This is a genomic window from Kribbella pratensis (assembly GCF_004365355.1).
Taxonomy (GTDB): Bacteria; Actinomycetota; Actinomycetes; order Propionibacteriales; family Kribbellaceae; genus Kribbella.
In genome coordinates, this window is the sequence record NZ_SODP01000003.1 from 1,273,147 (window position 1) to 1,290,461 (window position 17,315).

Below are 17,315 nucleotides of genomic sequence, written 5' to 3' on the forward strand. Positions count from 1 at the left end.
GAACACGATGCGTTCGAGCCGGCTGTTGTCGATCCTGCTGTTGCTGCAGACGCGCCGGCAGCTGACGGCGCGTGAACTCGCCGATGAGCTCGAGGTGTCGCTGCGCACGATCTACCGCGACGTCGAGGCGCTCGCGGCGGCCGGGGTTCCGGTGTACGCCGATCAGGGGCGGGCCGGCGGTTATCGACTCGTCGACGGCTATCGCACCAAGCTGACCGGACTGACCGAGCAGGAAGCGGCCGCACTGTTCCTGGTCGGTATGCCGGGCGCGGCCGCGGCGCTCGGGCTCACCGCCGAGACCAGCGCGGCCGAGCTCAAGCTGCTCGCCGCCCTGGCGCCCGATCAACGCGACCGTGCCGGCCGGCTCAAGAACCGCTTCCACCTCGACCTACCAGCCTGGTATCAGGACGCCGAGGACTCACCGCATCTCGCCGGCATCGCCGACGCCGTACTCCACGACCGCCGCATCAAGGTCCTGTATCGCCGCTGGGAGGAACCCCGCGAGGTCGAGCGCCTCCTCGAGCCGCACGGCCTCGTCCTGAAGAACGGCAGTTGGTACGTCGTTGCCGCGACGCCTCGGGGCCTCCGGACGTACCGGGTCTCCAACATTCTCGAGCTGACGCCGACCGAGGACAGCTTCGAGCGGGACCCGGACTTCAACCTGACCCAGTTCTGGCAGGACCACCTCCAAGGGTTCGACCGCGTCCGGTACACCGATGAGGCCGTCGTACGCGTCTCCGCGCGACTCGCCGCGAGGATGTACGACGTCTCGTTCCCGAGCCTGGTGAAGGCGGTGGCGGCCGCCGAACCGGAGCCCGACGGGAGCGTCGTGGTGACGATCCCGATCGAGTCGGTCGGAAACGCGGCAGCCTCACTGAGCCGGTTCGGCGCCGAGGTTGAGGTGCTCGAGCCCGCCGAGCTACGAGCCGAACTCGCCGACCTCGGACAGGCGCTCCACGACCTCTACTCCTGAGCCAGCTCTCCGTTGGCCCGCTGACCGGCCTCGGTGCTGCGGCGCAGGAAATCCGCGATCAGTGCAAGTTCCTGCTCGCTGTACTCCGCCAGTACGTCGTCCATCGCGCCGATCATCGGCTGGTACAGGCGGAACACCTCCATCCCGCGATCCGGCAGTACGCGGATCGTGACGCTGCGGCGGTCCGCCCGCGCGCGGTCCCGGGCGATCCAGCCGGCCTTCTCGAGCCGGTCGAGGATGCCGGTCAGCGTGGCCGGATGCAGGCCCGCCTGCCGGGCCAGCGCACTCGGCGTCAGTGGTCCACTGCGGGCGAGCACGTCGAGACAGTCCAGGTCGACGTCCTTCAGCGCCAGCTTGCCGCCGACCTGGTGGTTGAGCAGGGCGAGCTGGATCCGCAGGTCGCGGAGCGCGGCCTTGATCTCGTTGCCGGTACGCCGGTGGTGGCGTGCGTCACTCGGTTCTGTCTTTTCCATATATTATGGTTCCCGTACTATATGAGTTACAGATCAGATTTACGATAGCGCAAGGAGACGCGCGATGAGGATCACGGTGTTCGGTGCGACGGGTGGGATCGGCGGTCACGTCGTACGGCAAGCGCTCGATGCGGGTCACAAGGTGACCGCGGTGGTGCGGAAGTCGTCGGCGTTCGAGGTGGAGCATCCGTCCCTCGAGGTGGTCCGGGTGCTGGGTCTGGATGCCGCCGAGCCGCTGCGCGAGGCGCTCGACGGGAGCACGGCGGTCGTGTCCGGGGTGGGCGCCCGCGGTCGCAAGGACGGGCCGGTCGCGTCGAACAGCACGCGGTCGATCCTGACGGCCATGGAAGCCGCCGGAGTACGGCGGTTCGTCGCGATCAGCGCTGCGCCGCTGGGACCGGTGCCCGACGACGAGAGCTTTCTGAATCGCCGGGTGATCTACCCGATGATCAACGCCTTCGCGGCCGACGTCTACGCCGACCTGCGGCTGATGGAGGCAGCGATCATGAGCAGCGCCACGGACTGGACGGTCGTGCGCCCGCCGAAACTCAACAACAAGCCACTCACCGGTCACTACCGCACGGTCGTCGGCGGCACAGTCACCAGGGGGTACTCGGTCTCGCGGGCCGACGTCGCGCATCTGATGCTTGCGGTGCTGGATGACCCGGCGACGATCGACCAGCCGGTTGGGGTGTCGTACTGATGACGCGATTCGTGCGGTCAGCGAGCTTGCTGTTCAGCGGCGTATTCGCTGGATTTCTCGTGTGTGTGCTGGTGCTCGAGAACTCGTTACGCGGTTTCGATGCGGCGGTCTACACGCAGACGCGATTGGTCGAGCTGGACTCGCTGGACAAGTTGGCCTCGGCAACGTTGATCCCGGCAATGATCACCACCGTGGTGCTCGCGATCCGGGCTCGGGGCAACGATCGGCGGGTCGTGCTGGTGGCGATCGCGTTGCTGGTCATCGTGTTCGCGACGACGTTCGCGATCAATCTGCCGATCAACTCGGACCAGTCCGCGTGGTCGGTGCAGAGCCCGCCGTCCGACTGGGCGAGCGTCCGCGATCGATGGCAGGTCGCGCACGCGATCCGCACAGTCGCCGCCGTGCTCGCCTTCGGGCTGCTGATCGTGACAAGTCAGGTCAACGCGACGGCGCAAAGTCGCGTGCGTCGCATCTCGCAGCTGACTATGTCAGGCCGCGGATGAGGTCGTGGGGTACGGCGTGAGCGGTGTGGCCGCGATGACCTGTGGTGGTTCGGGCCATCGTGAGGGAGTTGAGGAGCGCTTCCTCGACTGATTCTGTGACGGCCTGGAACGGGCCGCGGAGATCGCCGTCGGCGTAGCCCGGCGTGCGGTTGCTGGTGAAGGCGATCGCATAGTCGCCGCTCCCGGGCGCGAAGTCCGAGCCGACGCGGCCCATCGCAAACACTGCTCGCCGCGCAAGCCGCCCCAGCTGGCGAGAATCAAGCGGCAGATCGGTCGCAACCACGATCATGCAGCTGTTCCCGTCCGCGTCGATGGGCGTTGCGGGGATCGGATGACCGAGCACAGTCAGCAGGCCGGAGAAGTTCGCCTGAACCAGAACTCCAACCGTGTTCCCGTTGAGGGTGCGGGAGGCGGTGCCGATGCCGGCCTTGAAGCCGAGGGCGGTGGTACCGGTGCCGGCGCCGGCGCAGCCTTCGAGGGGGAGGGATGACGAGGCTGAGTCCAGGGCGGCGTGGACGTGCTCGGGAGTTATGGGGCGGCTGCGGATGTCCGAGAGGTAGCCGTCGTTGGTCTCGCCGACGATCGGGTTCAGGCTCGTGGCGCGAGGGTTGCGGTCGAGGAGCCAAGTGACCAGGGCGTCGGCGACGCGGAACGTGCTCAGGGTGCCGGTGAGGAGGATCGGCGTCTCGATCACGCCGAGCTCGTCGACCTGGGTCGTGCCGATGAGCTTGCCGTATCCGTTGCCAACAGCAACAGCTGCCGGAAGGGTCTCGGCGTACCCGTCGGGGACGATCGCGGTGACGCCGGTGTTCAGGCCGTCGCCGGTGAGCGTGGTCTGCCCGACGCGGACCCCGGGGACGTCCGTGATCGCGTTGAGCGGACCGGTGGGCAGGGTGCCGACGATGACGCCGAGCTCGCGGACTCTCCGGGGATTCTGCACACGGCTATCGTCGGCCACATGCTCGAGCACCTCGCCGGCCGGGTCTGGATCTACGGACACGACCCCGACCCGGACGCTATCCGCCCGTCCGTCGCCGTCATCGCGGACAAAGCTGGATCCGTCCTCGTCGACGCCGGCAACAGCCCGGACCACGCCCGAGCAGTCCAAGCAGCAATAGCAACTGCCGGACTGCCCAAGCCGAGGTGGCTCGTCTACACCCATCATCACTGGGACCACACCTGGGGCGCGTGCGCCTGGGACGACGTCACCGTCGTCGCCCACGAGTCAGCGGTCCCGATCCTCACCGGCGAAGCCCAGAAACCGTGGAGCCACCGCTACCTCCGCGACCAGGTCGAGGCCAACCCCAGACTCGGACCGAGCTTCCGCGCGCGTGCGCTCGCCGTACCCGACTGGTCCGGCTTCCGCATCGTTCTCCCCGACGAGACCTTCGACGACACCCTCACCCTGCCGACGGGCGTCGTACTGCGTCATGTCGGCGGAAACCACGCCCCGGACTCGCTCATCGTCGTCGCAGACGGTGTCGCCCTGCTCGGCGACGCGTTCTACCCGCCGCCGTACCACCTCCGCACGCCCGACGACGCCCTCGACTACGGCATGGTCAAGCGATTCCTGTCCGAGCAGCACGACTGGTACGTCGACGCGCACTCGGCGCCGCGGAGCAGATCAGCCGCGCTCGCTGGGTCCTAGCGGCGACCTGTCGCCGACGAACCACAAGTGGCCGAACGGGTCCAGGAACGAGCCCTGCCGGTGCGTCCCCCAAGGCACCTCGTGATCGCGGACCGGGTCGAAGCTCCCGTCGGCGCCCGCCTCGACGGCGCGCTGCACGAAACCGTCCGGATCGTCCACGAACATCTCGACCCGGACCGTCGGAGCACCGGTCTCCGCGGGCGTCTTCCAGATGTTGTTCCCCGGCTCGCCGAGGAAGACCGGAGCACCGTTCACGCTCAGCCCGATCACGCTGCCGAGGTTCCAGAGTTCGACCGCGCCGAGCGCCTCGGCGTACCAGGACGCGGCAGCCGGCGCGTCTTCGACAGCGAGCATCACGGAGATCTGTGCGAATCCGTCCATTCCGTCCATCTGCCCAGTAACCCACACATCAGGGCCGGGCCGGTCCGATCGGCGGACCTGGGGGCGGTAGGTGCCGGCGGGACCCCGTAGGCTGGGCGCGCGATGAAGAGTTTTGAGGAGCTGTTTGCCGAGCTGGGTGAGAAGGCGGCGACGCGGCCGGAGGGTTCCGGGACCGTGGCGGCGCTCGATGCCGGCGTGCACGCGATCGGCAAGAAGCTGGTCGAAGAGGCCGCCGAGTCATGGATGGCAGCGGAGTACGAGGGCAAGGAGCGCGCCGCGGAGGAGCTGTCACAGCTCTTCTACCACGCTCAGGTGATGATGCATGCCCTCGGCCTCGACCTCGAGGACGTGTACCGACATCTGTAGGAGCCCCCTCCCACAGATCACCGGTTCACACCCCCAGAAAGGGCAGTCGCCATGCTGCGCGTCGCAGTACCGAACAAGGGCTCGCTGAGCGAAGCCGCCACCGAGATGCTCGTCGAAGCCGGCTACAAGCAGCGCCGGAGCACCAAGGACCTCACGCTCACCGACTCGGCCAACGAGGTCGAGTTCTACTACCTCCGTCCCCGCGACATCGCGGTGTACGTCGGCGAGGGCACCCTCGACGTCGGCATCTCCGGTCGTGACCTCGTGCTCGACTCGCACGCCGACGCCGACGTGATCATGGGTCTCGGGTTCGGCTCGTCCACGTTCCGGTTCGCCGGGCGGCCCGGGGTCGCGGACTCGATCAAGGACCTGGCCGGGAAGCGCATCGCCACCTCGTACGCCGGGGTGCTCCAGGACCACCTGGCCGAGAACGGCGTCGACGCGTCCGTCGTCCGCCTGGACGGCGCGGTCGAATCGGCCGTTCAACTCGGGGTGGCCGACGTGATCGCCGATGTGGTGGAGACCGGTACGACGCTGCGCCAGGCCGGACTCGAGGTATTCGGCGAGCCGATCCTGAAGTCCGAGGCCGTGCTGATCAAGCGGCACGGCGTCGAGAACCCGCCGAACGGCATGCACCAGTTGATCCGCCGCCTCGAAGGCGTCCTGATCGCCCGGAACTACGTGATGATGGACTACGACATCCGCGCCGAGGACGTCGACGCGGCCACCTCGGTCGCGCCCGGCCTGGAGTCGCCGACGATCTCTCCGCTGCACAAGCAGGGCTGGGTCGCCGTCCGCGTGATGGTGCAACGTGCCGAGGCGCAGCGCCTGATGGACCAACTGTGGGAGGTGGGCGCCCGTGCCATCCTCACCACAGACATCCACGCCTGCCGGATTTAGAGGGCATCGTGAACCCCTGCACCTACTGCGCGGCACTCGGCGGGCACCTCGCTGCACTGGAGGCAAGGCCACGATGCTCCGCATCGAGACCTCGCCTCCAGCACACCGAGGCACTCCGCCGAGCACCTGCTCGCGACGGCGCAGGGGTTCACGATGCCCTCTGAGATGTCCGCCGACAGGCTCTTCACCTTCCATCCGCGGATTCTCGCGCTGATGGCAGGCGTGATGGGCCTGTCGCTGCTGGCGGTGTTCGGGGTGATCTGGATCCGGCTGCCGGCCGATGCCAGGGACTCGTTCAGCTGGTTCCAGCGGCTGACGTTGATCGCGTTCTTCGGCGCGGTGTTCTGGATCCTGTACCGGATGACGACGCTGCGCGTGACGGCGTACGCCGACGGGCTCCGGGTGCGGAACGTGTTCAAGACGTACATGCTGACCTGGTCGGAGATCAGCGGACTGCGGTTCCGGCCGGGGGACGCGTGGCTGCAGCTGTTCGATGCCGACGGCAACCGGATCGGCATCCTCGCGGTTCAGGCCGCGGAGGGAGCGCGGGCGAGCCGCGCCGCGAAGGAACTCGCGGCGGTGGCTCGCGACCATGGCGCCGGCGCTAAACGGCCACCGAAAAACTAGTCGTGTGCGACTCGCCGGGCTGCAGGACGACCAGGTCCTGCCCGGTGATGAACGCGTCCGGCGGACAGGTCATCGGCTCGACCGCCAGCGCAGTACGTCCGACCGCTTCGCCCGTGAACAGCTGCATCCAGGGCGTGTCGCTGGTCAGCGCCGACCTCGCGCCGGAGTCGGGATCCGTCAACGAGACCGTCCACGTGCCGTCCAAGCCGGTGAAGGCGTTGTCGATCGAGGTGGCTCCGATGACGCGTCCACCGCTGAAGTCGTACTCCGAGCCGGCGACCGGTGTGAGTCCCACGGGCTGCATGCGGTCTGCGGACACTTCCAGCCGTTGGGAGGCGGTGAACTCGAGTACGCAGTCGTCGATCGAGCGTCCAACGCTGAGATAGGGATGTGCTCCGTAGCCGTAGGGCGCGGCGGTCCTACCGATGTTGGTTGCAGTGGCGGTGACGGTCAGCCCGTCGGCCAGGCGGTAGTCGAGGCGCAGGTCCAGTTGGTGCGGGTAGCCGGGTTGACCGTGGAGACGGTGGCCGGCGACCAGCGCGGCGGGGTCTGAGCCGTCGTCCACCCGGAGCCAGTTGGCCCAGCGGGTCAGGCCGTGGATGGCGTTCAAGCGGGCCGGCTCGGTCAGGTACAGCTGCTGCTCGGCGCCCTCGAACGTGTACTTCCCGTCGGTGATGCGATTCGGCCACGGGAACAGATGCTGCCCGATACCCGCATGCGCCGCCTCGTCCTCGCCGTACCCGAGCAGGACCGGGCGGCCGTCGTACGTGAGCCCGCGCAACCCGCCGCCGACGCTCACCACCGTCGCCTCGTACCCGCCGCCGCGGAGGACCCACTGCTCACCCGATGGCAAAACATTCATGGTCCAATCCTGACTGACCTGTCCATCGAGGGCGAACCCGTTCGTGGTCATGCTGTAAACACGCTCCCAGGAGGTACGACGTGAAGTACATGCTGCTGATCAACGCCGGCGAGCTCGACACGGAGAACGCGCCGGTCGGGTGCGAACCGGAGGACTGGATGCGGTTCGACAAGGAGATCACCGACTCCGGGGTGGTGGTCGCGTCGGAGTCGCTCGCCGATCTGGTCACCGCGACCCGCGTTCAGGTGGCCAACGACGGCAAGCGGACCGTGACCGACGGTCCGTTCGCGGAGACCCGCGAGGTGCTCGGCGGGTTCTACGTGATCGACGTACCGGATCTGGATGTCGCGCTCGATTGGGCCGCGAAGTGCCCGGGGTCGCGGGCCGGCGGCTCGGTCGTGGTTCGGCCGGTCGCGGACTTCTGACGATGGATCAGGTCGAGGCGGTCTTCCGCGAGGAGCGCGGGCGGCTGCTGGCCGCGCTCGCCCGGCGGTTCGGGGACCTCGACCTGGCCGAGGAAGTCACGTCGGAGGCGATCGAGGCGGCGCTGGTGCGCTGGCCGGTCGACGGCGTACCGCCGAACCCGGGCGGTTGGCTGATGACGACCGCCCGGCGGAAGGCGGTCGACCGGCTCCGGCGCGACCAGGTGTACGCCGCCAAGCTCGCCGTACTGCAGGTCGACATGGACCGGGCCGCGCCGCAAGCGACCGGGGAGGAGCTGCCGGACGAACGGTTGCAGCTGTTCTTCACCTGCACCCACCCCGCGCTCGCGGCCGAGGATCGTGGTGCGCTGACGCTCCGCTGCCTGGCTGGTCTGACCACGCCAGAGGTTGCGCGGGCGTTCCTGGTGCCGACCGCGACGATGGCGAAGCGGATCGTGCGGGCGAAGCAGAAGATCCGTGATGCGCGGATCCCGTTCCGCGTGCCCGGTCCGGGCGAGTTGCCGGAGCGGCTGCCCGGCGTACTGCAGGTCGTCTACTCGGTCTTCACCGAGGGGTACGCCGCCAGCTCGGGACCGTACCTGCAGCGCCTCGACCTCGCCGAGGAAGCGATCCGGCTGGCCCGGATCCTGCACCGGCTCCTCCCCGCCGAGCGCGAGGTGACGGGGCTGTTGGCGTTGATGCTGCTCGTCCATGCTCGCCGCGACGCCCGCAGTGGTCCGGACGGGCGGCTGGTGCTCCTCGAGGACCAGGATCGTGCCCGTTGGGATGCGGAGCTGATCGCCGAGGGGCGCGGCCTGGTCGTCGCGGCGCTCACCGGCGGCGCCGGACCGTATGCAGTGCAGGCTGCGATCGCGGCGTTGCACGACGAGGCGGCCGACTTCGCGGACACCGACTGGGCGCAGATCGTCGCGCTGTACGACGTACTGCTGGAACTCGACCCCTCGCCGGTGGTCGCGCTCAACCGGGCCGCCGCGATCGCGATGCGCGACGGCGCCGAGGCCGGCCTCGCGCTCCTGGACGAGCTGGCCGACGAACCACGGCTGCGCGACTACCACCCGTTCGCCCTCGCCCGGGCCGATCTGCTGCACCGCCTCGGACGCTTGCCCGAGGCAACCGCGGCGTACGAGCGTGCCCTTCGGCTGGCGGGTTCCGAACCCGAGCGGGCGCACGCACGTGACCGGATCGCGTCGATGGAGCAGACTTGAGCGCCATGGAGACCGTTTACGAAGCGGCGGGTGGGTCCGAAGGCATGCTCCGGCTGGCGCAGGCCTGGCACGAGCGGGTGATGGCCGACGAGGTTGTCAGTCATGCGTTCCACGGTGAGATTCAGCCGGATCACATCGAGCGGCTGGCGGCGTACTGGGCCGAGTCGCTCGGCGGGCCCGAGGGCTACACCGGTGTTTATGGCGACGAGGCGTACGTCGAGCGGCGGCACAGCGGGAACGGCGAGCACGACGAGATGAACCGGCTCGCGATCGAGCGCTTCGACGAGGCGATGACCGACGCCGGGCTGACCGATCCGAAGCTCCGCCAGGTGCTGCACGACTACTTCGCCTGGGCGACGTTCACCACGATGTACCGCCACAACACGGCCGACGTCGCCGACGACCTGACGATCCCGCGCTGGTCCTGGGATGGCCTGCAGACGTGACGGACCGCCTCTCGAGGCTCGCCCGCAGCTGGGACGAGGCGGCCGAGGGCTACGAACAGTACTTCGTGCCGCGCTTCGCTCCGTGGGTGCAAGCCGCGGTTGACGCTGTCCATACCATACCGTTTGGTATGGTCGTCGTGCCCTGCTGCGGGACCTTCCCCGAACTCGAACTGCTCGCCCCGTGGTTCCCCGACCGGCGAATCGTCGGCATCGACCTGTCCGCCGAAATGGTCCGCCTGGCCAACCTCCGCGCCGCCAGCCTCCGCGCCGCCAGCCTCCGCGCCGCCAGCCTCCGCGCCGCCAGCCTCCGCGCGGACGGGGTTCGCGCCGGTGGGGTTCGGGCCGACGGGCCTGGCGCGGGCGGCCTTGGCGCGGATGGGGTTCGTGCCGACGGGCTTGGCGCGGGCGGGCTTGGCGCGGATGGGGTTCGTGCCGACGGGCTTGGCGCGGATGGGATTGCGGCCGATGGGGTTGGCGCGGGCGGGCTTGGCGCCGGTGGGCTTGGGGCCGGTGGGCATGGGGCCGATGGGCTTGGCTCCGACGGGGGTTCGCTTGTTGAGGTGGTTCAGGGGGATGCTGCCGCGCTTGATCCGGCTTGGGGCGCGGCGGCGGTCGTGTCTGTTTTCGGACTTCAGCAGTTGCCTGATCCGCCTGCCGCGATCCGGTCGTGGTACGACGCGCTTCGACCGGGCGGCCGGCTCTGTGTCGTCTACTGGCCCGAGTTTGCCGAGGAGACCGGTCCGTTCGCGCTGCTGGACGAGGTGATCGACGGCCGGCGCGACCGCTCGTGGGAGGACGCGCTGATCCCGGCGCTCGACGGTGCGGTGATCGAGCGGGACGAACTGCGGTCGTACCCGATGGTGCATCCCAGTGCAGCGGCGTACTTCGATGCGGCCGACCGCTCAGGCCCGCTGCGTGCGACCGCGTTGGCACGTGGTGACGAGTACATCGCGGAGCTGCGGGCGAACTACCTGGCGAAGGCGCCGGCGGGGGAGTGGGTCCACCATCCGCAGGCGCGGTTGATCAGCGCTAGGAAGCCGCTGAGTCGTGCGGAGGCAGCGCCACCGACTTCGTGACAAGCTCCACCGCAGGGTCGAACGGGATGGCCGGATCGCCGTCGACGATCACATGGGCTCGCGAACGAGTGGCCTGCTCGGCGAAATGGTCGCGCTCCCAGCGCATCCACTCGAGCCAGTGGTCACGGAGGGGCTCGCCGTCGCGCTCGATGCCGCGCTCGAGGCGAACCTCGTTCGACGTCTCGACCCAGAGCCGCAGCGACTGCCAGTGCGCCGAGTCCCGGTCGCAGGCGGTGACACCCTCGACGATGAGCAGATCCACAGTGCTCGGTACGACGTGCAGCTCGGCGTAGGCGCCGACGTACCAGTCGTAGCGGCGGTAGCGGCCCTCTCGACCCTCCGCAAGGCGCTGTAGTACGTGGTCGCGGAGCAGACCGAATCCGCGCTCGGCTCCGGTCCAGCCGTCGTACAGGTCGTCCATGTGGATGACGTAGGTGTTCAGGTCGCGGGCCTCGGCCCGCGCCTGCAAGTGAGCGGCGACAGTCGTCTTGCCGGATCCGGCGGGACCGTCGATGCCGATCAGTCGAGTCCGGCCCAGTTGAGGCGAGCCGGCCTGGACATTGTCGAGCAGCGAGTCGATGGTCAGGGGTGAGCCGTGGTCAGCGGCCTTGTCAGTTGATTCCATGGCGCTTCAGGATGTCCTCGATCTCGTCGAACTCCGACGAATCCTGCTGCTTCGCCTTCCCCTTTGACGGCTTGGCAGCTTTGGCGGTGCTGGCCGAGGCGGGCGCCGGGCCCGTCGCAGTCAACTCTCCCGCGGGCGAGGCGGGCTTGTTCTGTGCCTTCAGTGACTTCTCCGCCTTCTGGTTCCCTCCACGCCCCCGGGCTACACCCGACACGACGTAGAGCACCACCGAGACGCCGAACAGCGCGACCCCGGCCCAGACGGTCGGCGAGAAGATCAAGTGCGTGACCCAGCTCACCGTCGAGCGGACCACGTCCCAGACCAGCTCCAGCAGACCGGTCAGGTACAGCGAGACCGGCAGCAGGGACCAAGCCACGCCGCGCGTGCCGGCCGCCACCCCGCGTCGCCGCCAGGCGAACCACGAGCCGATCAGACCGAGCAGCGTGAGGCCTACGCAGAACGGCAGCAGCGTCAAATCGTTGAAATCAGGCACATACCCAGGCTCGCACAGTCCCCGCCGGAACCAAGGGGGGAAGTGCCCTGACGTACCCCTGAAACCGCGCCCCGGATCCCCAGGCCATCACGATCGGCGCCCGCTCCTCCGCCCGAGCGCGCCCCCGCCCTGCGCGGGCAATTGTGATGGCCTGCGGATCCGGACCTCCGCCACTGACCAAGCTCCGGCTCGCCGCCGGCAGCCCGCCTGGGCGAGCGGCCCGCGCGGCGAACCGGTGGGGTTGGTGAGTGGTGGCGGTCCGGGTCCGGCGAGAATGCAGGCATGCAACCAGAGCGGCGGCTAGCGTTCACCGGGTTCGACAACGACGACGGTACGGCGGATCCCGCGCTCGCGGCCGCGCTTGCGCAGGGTGACGACGGCGCGATGCTGGCCGCGCTGACCAGGGCACGGTTGCTGGTGCCCGTGGTGGCGATGCTCGGCGAGGTCGAGTACGACGAGAACGGGCTGGCGCACGACAAGACCTCGGACATGGCGGTCGCGCTGCTCCAGGGGCAGGACGGGCGGAACGCGCTGCTCGCGTTCACCGGCACCGAGAGCCTGGCCCGGTGGAGCCCGGAGGCCCGGCCGATGCCGGCCCAGGCGCAGTTGGTGGCTACCGCGGCGATCCAGGAAGGCGCGGCGGCGATCGTGCTGGACATCGCCGGGCCGGCCGCGGGTGTGATCGAGACCGACGACGTACGCCGATTGGCCGCCGGCCTCCAGGTCGTTCGCCTGGAAGACGGCGGCTACGGGTGGATCGAGCCGGCCCGCTGAGCCTTTCCGGAAAGAAACAGCCGTGGAGCGCCGACTTCTTTCCGGAAAGCGGATCAGCCGACGGGTGAGCTGAGCGCGTCCATCGGCTTGGGGCGCATTGCGAGGCGGCCGGTGATCGCGGTGGTCGGGAGGACCAGCAGGAGGACTACCGCGACCCAGGCGATGAGGACCCAGACCGGGCCGGACGGGATCGGCCAGCCTCGGGTGGCCATCGCGATCGGGAGCACGGTGAACGCCGCTGTGATCAGCCCGCTGACGAGCCCGAGCGCTGCGATGAGCAGACCCTCGAGGCCGAGCATGCGCGAGACCTCGCGGCGGGTCGATCCGGTCAGGCGCTGAAGGCCGAACTCGCGGCGTCGGTCGAGTACGGCGACCGCGATCGTGTTGACTGACGCGATTGCGGTGTAGGCGACCGCGATCGCGGCCAGCAGGTAGCCGATCCAGGCGTCGACGCCGAGGCCGGTGTCCAGTCCGTCGGCGAGCAGTTCCCGGCCTCCGATCGTCGTACCGGGCCATTTCGAGAGGTCCAGGTGGAGCTTGTCGGTGGTCTTCAGGACCAGCTGGCTCGGCAGACCGGTCGTGGTGTGGGCGGCCAGGAGTTGCGCGGGGAGCAGGAGGGATTGGTACCCGGACGGGCCTTCTGCCAGGGCGACCACCTTGACCTTGACGAGAGCGTCGTCGCCCAAACGCAGGCCGATCTCCGAACCGACGTCGACCTTGAGCCTCTTCGCCGTACCCGGCGGCAAGGCGATGGTGTTGCCGGTCAGGTCGTCGAGCGATCCCTTGGTGACTTTGTCCTTGTAAATAGGGCCGCTCAGGCCGAGGAGGGGCCAGGCGTCGCTGGTGTGGGAGGCGTCGTACGGCTGCTCGATCCAGCCTTTGCTGCGGACGAGTTCGGACGATGCGGTGACGCCCGGGAGTTCGCCGGCGGCCTTGGTCAGGGAGGCGGGGATGCCGCCGGTGATGACGACGTCGCCGGCCAGGTTGCTGGTGAACGCTTCGACGGCCGCCTTCTGCTGGGTGGTCTGCGAGTAGATGTTGCCTACGGCAATTGCTGTCGCGATCGTGATCGGGATCAGGATCGCGCCGAACTGCACTGCCCGGACGCGGAGATTGATGACCGCGAGAACTCCGCTCGTACCGCGCTTCTCGACGAGTCGGGTGATGCGGGGGACGAGCGCTCGCTGGATCACGAGTGGGGCAAGGATTGCGACGGCGATCGAGCCGGTGAGACCGGCGGGGCCGCCGATCGCGGCTGCGTTGGTCGGACCCATGAACGGGGTGGACAACGCGATCGCTACCGTGGCACCGACGAAGACCAGGCCGATGATGACGCGGATGCGGCTGAGTGCGACATTCGGTACGGCGGCCTCCGCGACGGCCTGGATCGGACGGATCCGGGCGGCGCGGTTCGCGGCGAATCCGACGGTGATGCGCAGTACTGCGAACGTGAGGATGGCCGCGCCGGCGAAGGGAAGCGGGCCCTGGTCGTACCGGAGCTGGGGAGGCACGATCCCGCCGTTCGCCAGCATGCCGAAGATCCAGTTGCCGGCAAGCCGTCCGCAGAGCAGGCCGAGGACGAGCCCGAGTACGCCGACCACCATGGTCTCCGCGATGACCATCTTGCCGACCTGACGCGGTGTCGCACCGCTTGCCCGCAGCAACGCCAGCTCACGCCGCCGCTGCCGCACCGACAACCCGATCGTCGCCGACACCACGAGCGCCATCACCACAGCCACCATCCCACCGAAGACGCCGGACATGATGATCAGAGGCAGACTCGTAGCAATCCCTTGAAACTCCGCGACACCGCGGTCGTCCCCCATGTACGCCTTCACGCCCGCCGGCAGTTCAAGCCGGTCAGCCAACTCGCGAGCCGACGTACCGTCCGCCGGGAACACCCCAATCGCATCCACCCCAGCGGGCACCTCCGCATCCGCGAAGAAGACCGCCGGCACATCAACCTGCCGGTGAGCCACCGCAACCCCCGCCAGCACAAACCCCCGCGGCTCACCCCCCACAACCACAGTCACCCGTTCCCCAGGCACAGCAGCCCCGACCAGCCGCCGGTCCAGCACAACCTGCCCGGCACGCGGAGCACTCCCCGCCGTCAACTCGTAGGGCGTCAGCGCCGCCGCCGACCAGCCGTGCCCCGCCAGCTCCATACCATACGGTTTGGTATGGCCGCCTTCGGGATCCGGCGCCCCAGCGGTCGCACCGCCGGCCGGCTGACCAGCGGCAGGCTCACCAGCCGTTGGCTGACCAGCCGTTGGCTGACCAGCCGTTGCCTGACCGGTGGCTGGGTGACCAGCCGTTGCCTGACCAGCAGTTGCTTGACCGGTGGCCGGCTGACTGGCTGCCGTTGTCACGGCGGCTGGGAATGACCTGTCGGCGACTGCCTTTGCGACTCCCGGGGTGCTTGCGAGCTTGGCGACGAGCGCGGCGTCTACGCGGTGGCGTTCGGGGAAGGGAGCGGAGCCGCTGCCGTTGGGTGGGTGGTACGCCGGGTCGCCGGCCACGACGATCGGCGCGGCCGCGAGGCGTTGGGGTGGGGCGTTGAGGCGTAGGGCGGTTTCCAGGAGACCCCCGGCGGCGGCCAGGAGTGCCCCGCCCAAGAGGACTGCGACGAAGATCGCGAGGAAGGCGGCGGTGCGGTATCGCAGGGTGGTGACGGCGAGGCGGAACATGTCAGTTCTCCGTGGGTGCGAAGCGGCCGCCGGCTCCACCGCGGGTGCGCCCGTCCGGCGTGCGGCCGGCGCTCAGGTGGGCGAGTTCCGCGGCGACTGACTCGGCGGTGGGGTGGGTGGTTTCGGAAGCGATCCGGCCGTCGACGAGGAAGACCACGCGGTCGGCGTACGACGCCGCGACCGGATCGTGGGTGACCATCACGGTCGTCTGACCGAGTTCGCGGGACTGATCGCGAAGCAGCGCTAACACCTCAAGCGCAGTGGTCGTGTCGAGCGCCCCGGTCGGCTCATCCGCGAACGTGACCGCAGTACGTCCGGCCAACGCTCGCGCAATCGCGACGCGCTGCTGCTGACCGCCGGACAACTCACTCGGCCGGTGCTTCATCCGCGCATCGAGCCCGACCCGCCGGATGACCTCGGTCACCCATGCGTCGTCCGGCGACTTCCCGGCCAGCGTCAGCGGCAGTACGACGTTCTGCCGCACGGTCAGCGCCGGCATCAGATTGAACGACTGGAAGACGAACGCCACGGCCTCGCGCCGCAGCTCCGTCAGCGCAGTCTCATCCAGACCGCGCAGCGACCGCCCGACCAGCGAGACATCGCCGGAGGTCGGTACGTCGAGCCCGGCCGCACAGTGCAACAACGTGCTCTTGCCGGAGCCCGACGGTCCCATCACCGCGGTGAACGTGCCCGCCTTGAAGCCGTAAGTGACACCGCCCAGCGCCTCGACAGCGCCAGGCCCCGTGCCGTACACCTTGCGAACGTCGGTCAGCTGCACACTCATGGCGCGACCAGTACGTCGGACTTGCGGTGGTACGACTCGTTCGTCCACCAGAGGATCGCGACGACCGCGCCGAGACCGAGGTCCGACCAGAGCCACCACGGTCCGTCGAAGTGACCGAACATCGCCAGCGCCACCCAGATGACGAACTGCACCACACAGGTCACCAGCCACACGCCGGTGAATGCACGCAGCGCCGTGGTCAGCCCGCGGGGCGGGGTCGCGTCGGCAACGCCGGCCATGATCGTGCGGAGCTCGCCCCGGGTCTGGGCGGTGAGCAACTGCAACTGCCGATCGCTGGCCTGCGACGAAGTGAGTACAGCCTGCCGTACGGCGCTGTCGAGCTTGGCGACGGCGGCGCGGCGGTCGGCGTCGGTCAGCTGGATCTGGTCGGGCGTCAGGAGGGGTTCGAGGAGCGTGTACATGTGGGTGCCTTTCAGGAGGTCGATGTGAAAAAGCGTAGGGGTTGCACAGTTTCGTCCGCCCGGTGCTCAGGACCCGTTCCGAGGTGGTGCTAACACCCCTCTTCCACCGCTCTTCAGCGCGATCGGCCCGCTCCACGGCCGTCGTACGCCAGGATGGGAGACATGACCGAGGACCACGGGGAGCTGCCGCCGGGGCTCGCGCTGTCCTGGGGTGTGCTGCCGGTCCAGCGGCGCGGGCCGAAGCCGGCGCTGTCGATCGAGCAGATCGTCGCGACCGGCATCGAGTTCGGCGACCGGGACGGGTTCGAGGCGATCTCGCTGCAGCGGATCGCGGCACACCTCGGCGTCACCACGAACGCGATGTACCGCTACGTGCGGTCAAAAGAAGAGCTGATCGTGCTGGTGAACGACAAGGCGGTCGGGCTCCCACCCGAGCTACCGGAAGGCTGGCGGCCGGCGGCGATCGCCTGGGTCGACGCGCAGGTCAAGCTGTACGCCGAACGGCCGTGGCTGCTCGACGTGCCGATCCGCGGCGCCCCGGTGACGCCGAACCAGCTGCGCTGGGTGGAGGCCATGCTCACGGCTCTGTCCGCGACAGGGCTCAGCCAGCACGACAATCTCGGCTGCCTGCTGCTGCTGAGCGGATACGTGCGGAACTACGCCAGCCTGGCCCGCCAGCTCGGCTCGAGTGCGGACGCGCCGGTGCAGGCGGAGCAGGTCGGGCGGTTCCTGGTGCCGCGGCTGATCGAAGGCGGTTACCCGACGCTGACGTCGGTGTACCTCAACCAGGAGTACGAGGACGGCCTCGACGACGACCTGGAGTTCGGGCTCGCGCGGATCCTCGACGGCATCGACGTACTGATCGCCAAGCGGTAACGCCGGGGAAACAGCCTGGCGAGTTGGATCTCAGTGGTCATCGATCAC

General features: G+C 69.0%; 22 protein-coding genes. 13 read left to right on the plus strand and 9 right to left on the minus strand.

What is annotated here, in order from left to right; all coding sequences use genetic code 11:
* Positions 1-7: 7 nt before the first annotated feature.
* A complete protein-coding gene (locus tag EV653_RS34075) occupies positions 8-973 on the plus strand; it encodes a helix-turn-helix transcriptional regulator (RefSeq protein WP_134109113.1) in 966 nt (321 codons plus the stop codon).
* Here the strand turns inward: EV653_RS34075 and EV653_RS34080 are convergent.
* Positions 964-1,446, minus strand: coding sequence for a MarR family transcriptional regulator (locus EV653_RS34080; protein ID WP_134109115.1), 483 nt, complete (start codon positions 1,444-1,446; stop codon positions 964-966). The genes EV653_RS34075 and EV653_RS34080 overlap by 10 nt on opposite strands.
* A gap of 64 nt (positions 1,447-1,510) precedes the next feature.
* Here EV653_RS34080 and EV653_RS34085 point away from each other — a divergent pair, with 64 nt between their 5' ends.
* Positions 1,511-2,149, plus strand: coding sequence for an NAD(P)-dependent oxidoreductase (locus EV653_RS34085; protein ID WP_134109117.1), 639 nt, complete (start codon positions 1,511-1,513; stop codon positions 2,147-2,149).
* Positions 2,149-2,652 carry a DUF1772 domain-containing protein gene (locus EV653_RS34090; protein WP_134109119.1) on the plus strand — a complete coding sequence of 168 codons (504 nt, stop codon included), beginning with the start codon at positions 2,149-2,151 and terminating at the stop codon, positions 2,650-2,652. Before EV653_RS34085 ends, EV653_RS34090 begins: the two co-directional genes overlap by 1 nt.
* On the opposite strand, the gene EV653_RS34095 is transcribed toward EV653_RS34090, so the two are convergent.
* On the minus strand, positions 2,633-3,592 hold the full coding sequence (locus EV653_RS34095) for a P1 family peptidase (protein WP_134109121.1): 960 nt from the start codon (positions 3,590-3,592) through the stop codon (positions 2,633-2,635). The genes EV653_RS34090 and EV653_RS34095 overlap by 20 nt on opposite strands.
* Positions 3,593-3,610: 18 nt before the next feature.
* On the opposite strand from EV653_RS34095, the gene EV653_RS34100 reads away from it, so the two are divergent.
* A complete protein-coding gene (locus EV653_RS34100) occupies positions 3,611-4,300 on the plus strand; it encodes an MBL fold metallo-hydrolase (RefSeq protein WP_134109123.1) in 690 nt (229 codons plus the stop codon).
* Here the strand turns inward: EV653_RS34100 and EV653_RS34105 are convergent.
* Positions 4,277-4,681: a VOC family protein gene (locus EV653_RS34105; RefSeq protein ID WP_134109134.1), complete on the minus strand. Its 405-nt coding sequence runs from the start codon at positions 4,679-4,681 to the stop codon at positions 4,277-4,279. The two genes, EV653_RS34100 and EV653_RS34105, sit on opposite strands and share 24 nt — an antisense overlap.
* A gap of 102 nt (positions 4,682-4,783) precedes the next feature.
* Between EV653_RS34105 and EV653_RS34110 the strand changes: the two genes are divergently transcribed.
* The 3 genes from EV653_RS34110 (at position 4,784) to EV653_RS34120 (ending at position 6,574) form a co-directional block, all read left to right on the plus strand.
* Positions 4,784-5,047, plus strand: coding sequence for a phosphoribosyl-ATP diphosphatase (locus tag EV653_RS34110; protein WP_134109136.1), 264 nt, complete (start codon positions 4,784-4,786; stop codon positions 5,045-5,047).
* 51 nt (positions 5,048-5,098) lie between these two features.
* A complete protein-coding gene (gene hisG / locus EV653_RS34115; RefSeq protein WP_134109138.1) occupies positions 5,099-5,947 on the plus strand; it encodes an ATP phosphoribosyltransferase in 849 nt (282 codons plus the stop codon).
* A 165-nt stretch (positions 5,948-6,112) separates the two neighbouring features.
* Positions 6,113-6,574 (plus strand): PH domain-containing protein, encoded by a 462-nt coding sequence (locus EV653_RS34120; RefSeq protein WP_134109140.1) that lies wholly within the window; start codon positions 6,113-6,115, stop codon positions 6,572-6,574.
* Here EV653_RS34120 and EV653_RS34125 read toward each other — a convergent pair.
* Positions 6,552-7,436 carry an aldose 1-epimerase family protein gene (locus tag EV653_RS34125; RefSeq protein ID WP_134109142.1) on the minus strand — a complete coding sequence of 295 codons (885 nt, stop codon included), beginning with the start codon at positions 7,434-7,436 and terminating at the stop codon, positions 6,552-6,554. The genes EV653_RS34120 and EV653_RS34125 overlap by 23 nt on opposite strands.
* 89 nt (positions 7,437-7,525) lie before the next feature.
* Between EV653_RS34125 and EV653_RS34130 the strand changes: the two genes are divergently transcribed.
* The 4 genes from EV653_RS34130 to EV653_RS41820 all read left to right on the plus strand — a co-directional run bounded on the left by EV653_RS34130 (position 7,526) and on the right by EV653_RS41820 (position 10,606).
* A complete protein-coding gene (locus EV653_RS34130) occupies positions 7,526-7,861 on the plus strand; it encodes a YciI family protein (RefSeq protein WP_202871974.1) in 336 nt (111 codons plus the stop codon).
* A gap of 2 nt (positions 7,862-7,863) precedes the next feature.
* Complete coding sequence (locus EV653_RS34135; protein WP_134109146.1) at positions 7,864-9,084, plus strand: RNA polymerase sigma factor; 1,221 nt, start codon at positions 7,864-7,866, stop codon at positions 9,082-9,084.
* 5 nt (positions 9,085-9,089) lie between these two features.
* Complete coding sequence (locus EV653_RS34140) at positions 9,090-9,530, plus strand: globin domain-containing protein (RefSeq protein WP_134109148.1); 441 nt, start codon at positions 9,090-9,092, stop codon at positions 9,528-9,530.
* Between the two features lie 128 nt (positions 9,531-9,658).
* Positions 9,659-10,606: a class I SAM-dependent methyltransferase gene (locus EV653_RS41820; protein WP_202871946.1), complete on the plus strand. Its 948-nt coding sequence runs from the start codon at positions 9,659-9,661 to the stop codon at positions 10,604-10,606.
* On the opposite strand, the gene EV653_RS34150 is transcribed toward EV653_RS41820, so the two are convergent.
* Together EV653_RS34150 and EV653_RS34155 are read right to left on the minus strand one after the other, a co-directional pair.
* The gene (locus EV653_RS34150; protein ID WP_134109150.1) at positions 10,560-11,231 is read right to left on the minus strand and encodes a uridine kinase family protein; all 672 of its coding nucleotides are present in this window, start codon (positions 11,229-11,231) and stop codon (positions 10,560-10,562) included. The two genes, EV653_RS41820 and EV653_RS34150, sit on opposite strands and share 47 nt — an antisense overlap.
* Entirely contained in the window at positions 11,218-11,724 is a 507-nt protein-coding gene (locus tag EV653_RS34155; protein ID WP_134109152.1) for a hypothetical protein, read from the minus strand. Before EV653_RS34155 ends, EV653_RS34150 begins: the two co-directional genes overlap by 14 nt.
* 282 nt (positions 11,725-12,006) lie before the next feature.
* On the opposite strand from EV653_RS34155, the gene EV653_RS34160 reads away from it, so the two are divergent.
* A complete protein-coding gene (locus tag EV653_RS34160) occupies positions 12,007-12,498 on the plus strand; it encodes an SseB family protein (RefSeq protein ID WP_134109154.1) in 492 nt (163 codons plus the stop codon).
* Positions 12,499-12,551: 53 nt separating this feature from the next.
* Here the strand turns inward: EV653_RS34160 and EV653_RS34165 are convergent, their stop codons facing one another.
* From EV653_RS34165 to EV653_RS34175, 3 genes are read right to left on the minus strand one after another with little or no spacing between them, the layout of a single operon-like run.
* Positions 12,552-15,185 (minus strand): ABC transporter permease, encoded by a 2,634-nt coding sequence (locus tag EV653_RS34165; protein ID WP_134109156.1) that lies wholly within the window; start codon positions 15,183-15,185, stop codon positions 12,552-12,554.
* A 1-nt stretch (position 15,186) separates the two neighbouring features.
* The gene (locus tag EV653_RS34170; RefSeq protein WP_134109158.1) at positions 15,187-15,969 is read right to left on the minus strand and encodes an ABC transporter ATP-binding protein; all 783 of its coding nucleotides are present in this window, start codon (positions 15,967-15,969) and stop codon (positions 15,187-15,189) included.
* Positions 15,966-16,391 carry a DUF1707 domain-containing protein gene (locus EV653_RS34175; RefSeq protein WP_134109160.1) on the minus strand — a complete coding sequence of 142 codons (426 nt, stop codon included), beginning with the start codon at positions 16,389-16,391 and terminating at the stop codon, positions 15,966-15,968. The genes EV653_RS34170 and EV653_RS34175 overlap by 4 nt, the downstream gene beginning before the upstream one ends.
* 162 nt (positions 16,392-16,553) lie before the next feature.
* Here EV653_RS34175 and EV653_RS34180 point away from each other — a divergent pair, with 162 nt between their 5' ends.
* On the plus strand, positions 16,554-17,267 hold the full coding sequence (locus tag EV653_RS34180) for a TetR/AcrR family transcriptional regulator (protein WP_134109162.1): 714 nt from the start codon (positions 16,554-16,556) through the stop codon (positions 17,265-17,267).
* The last annotated feature ends 48 nt before the right edge of the window (positions 17,268-17,315 follow it).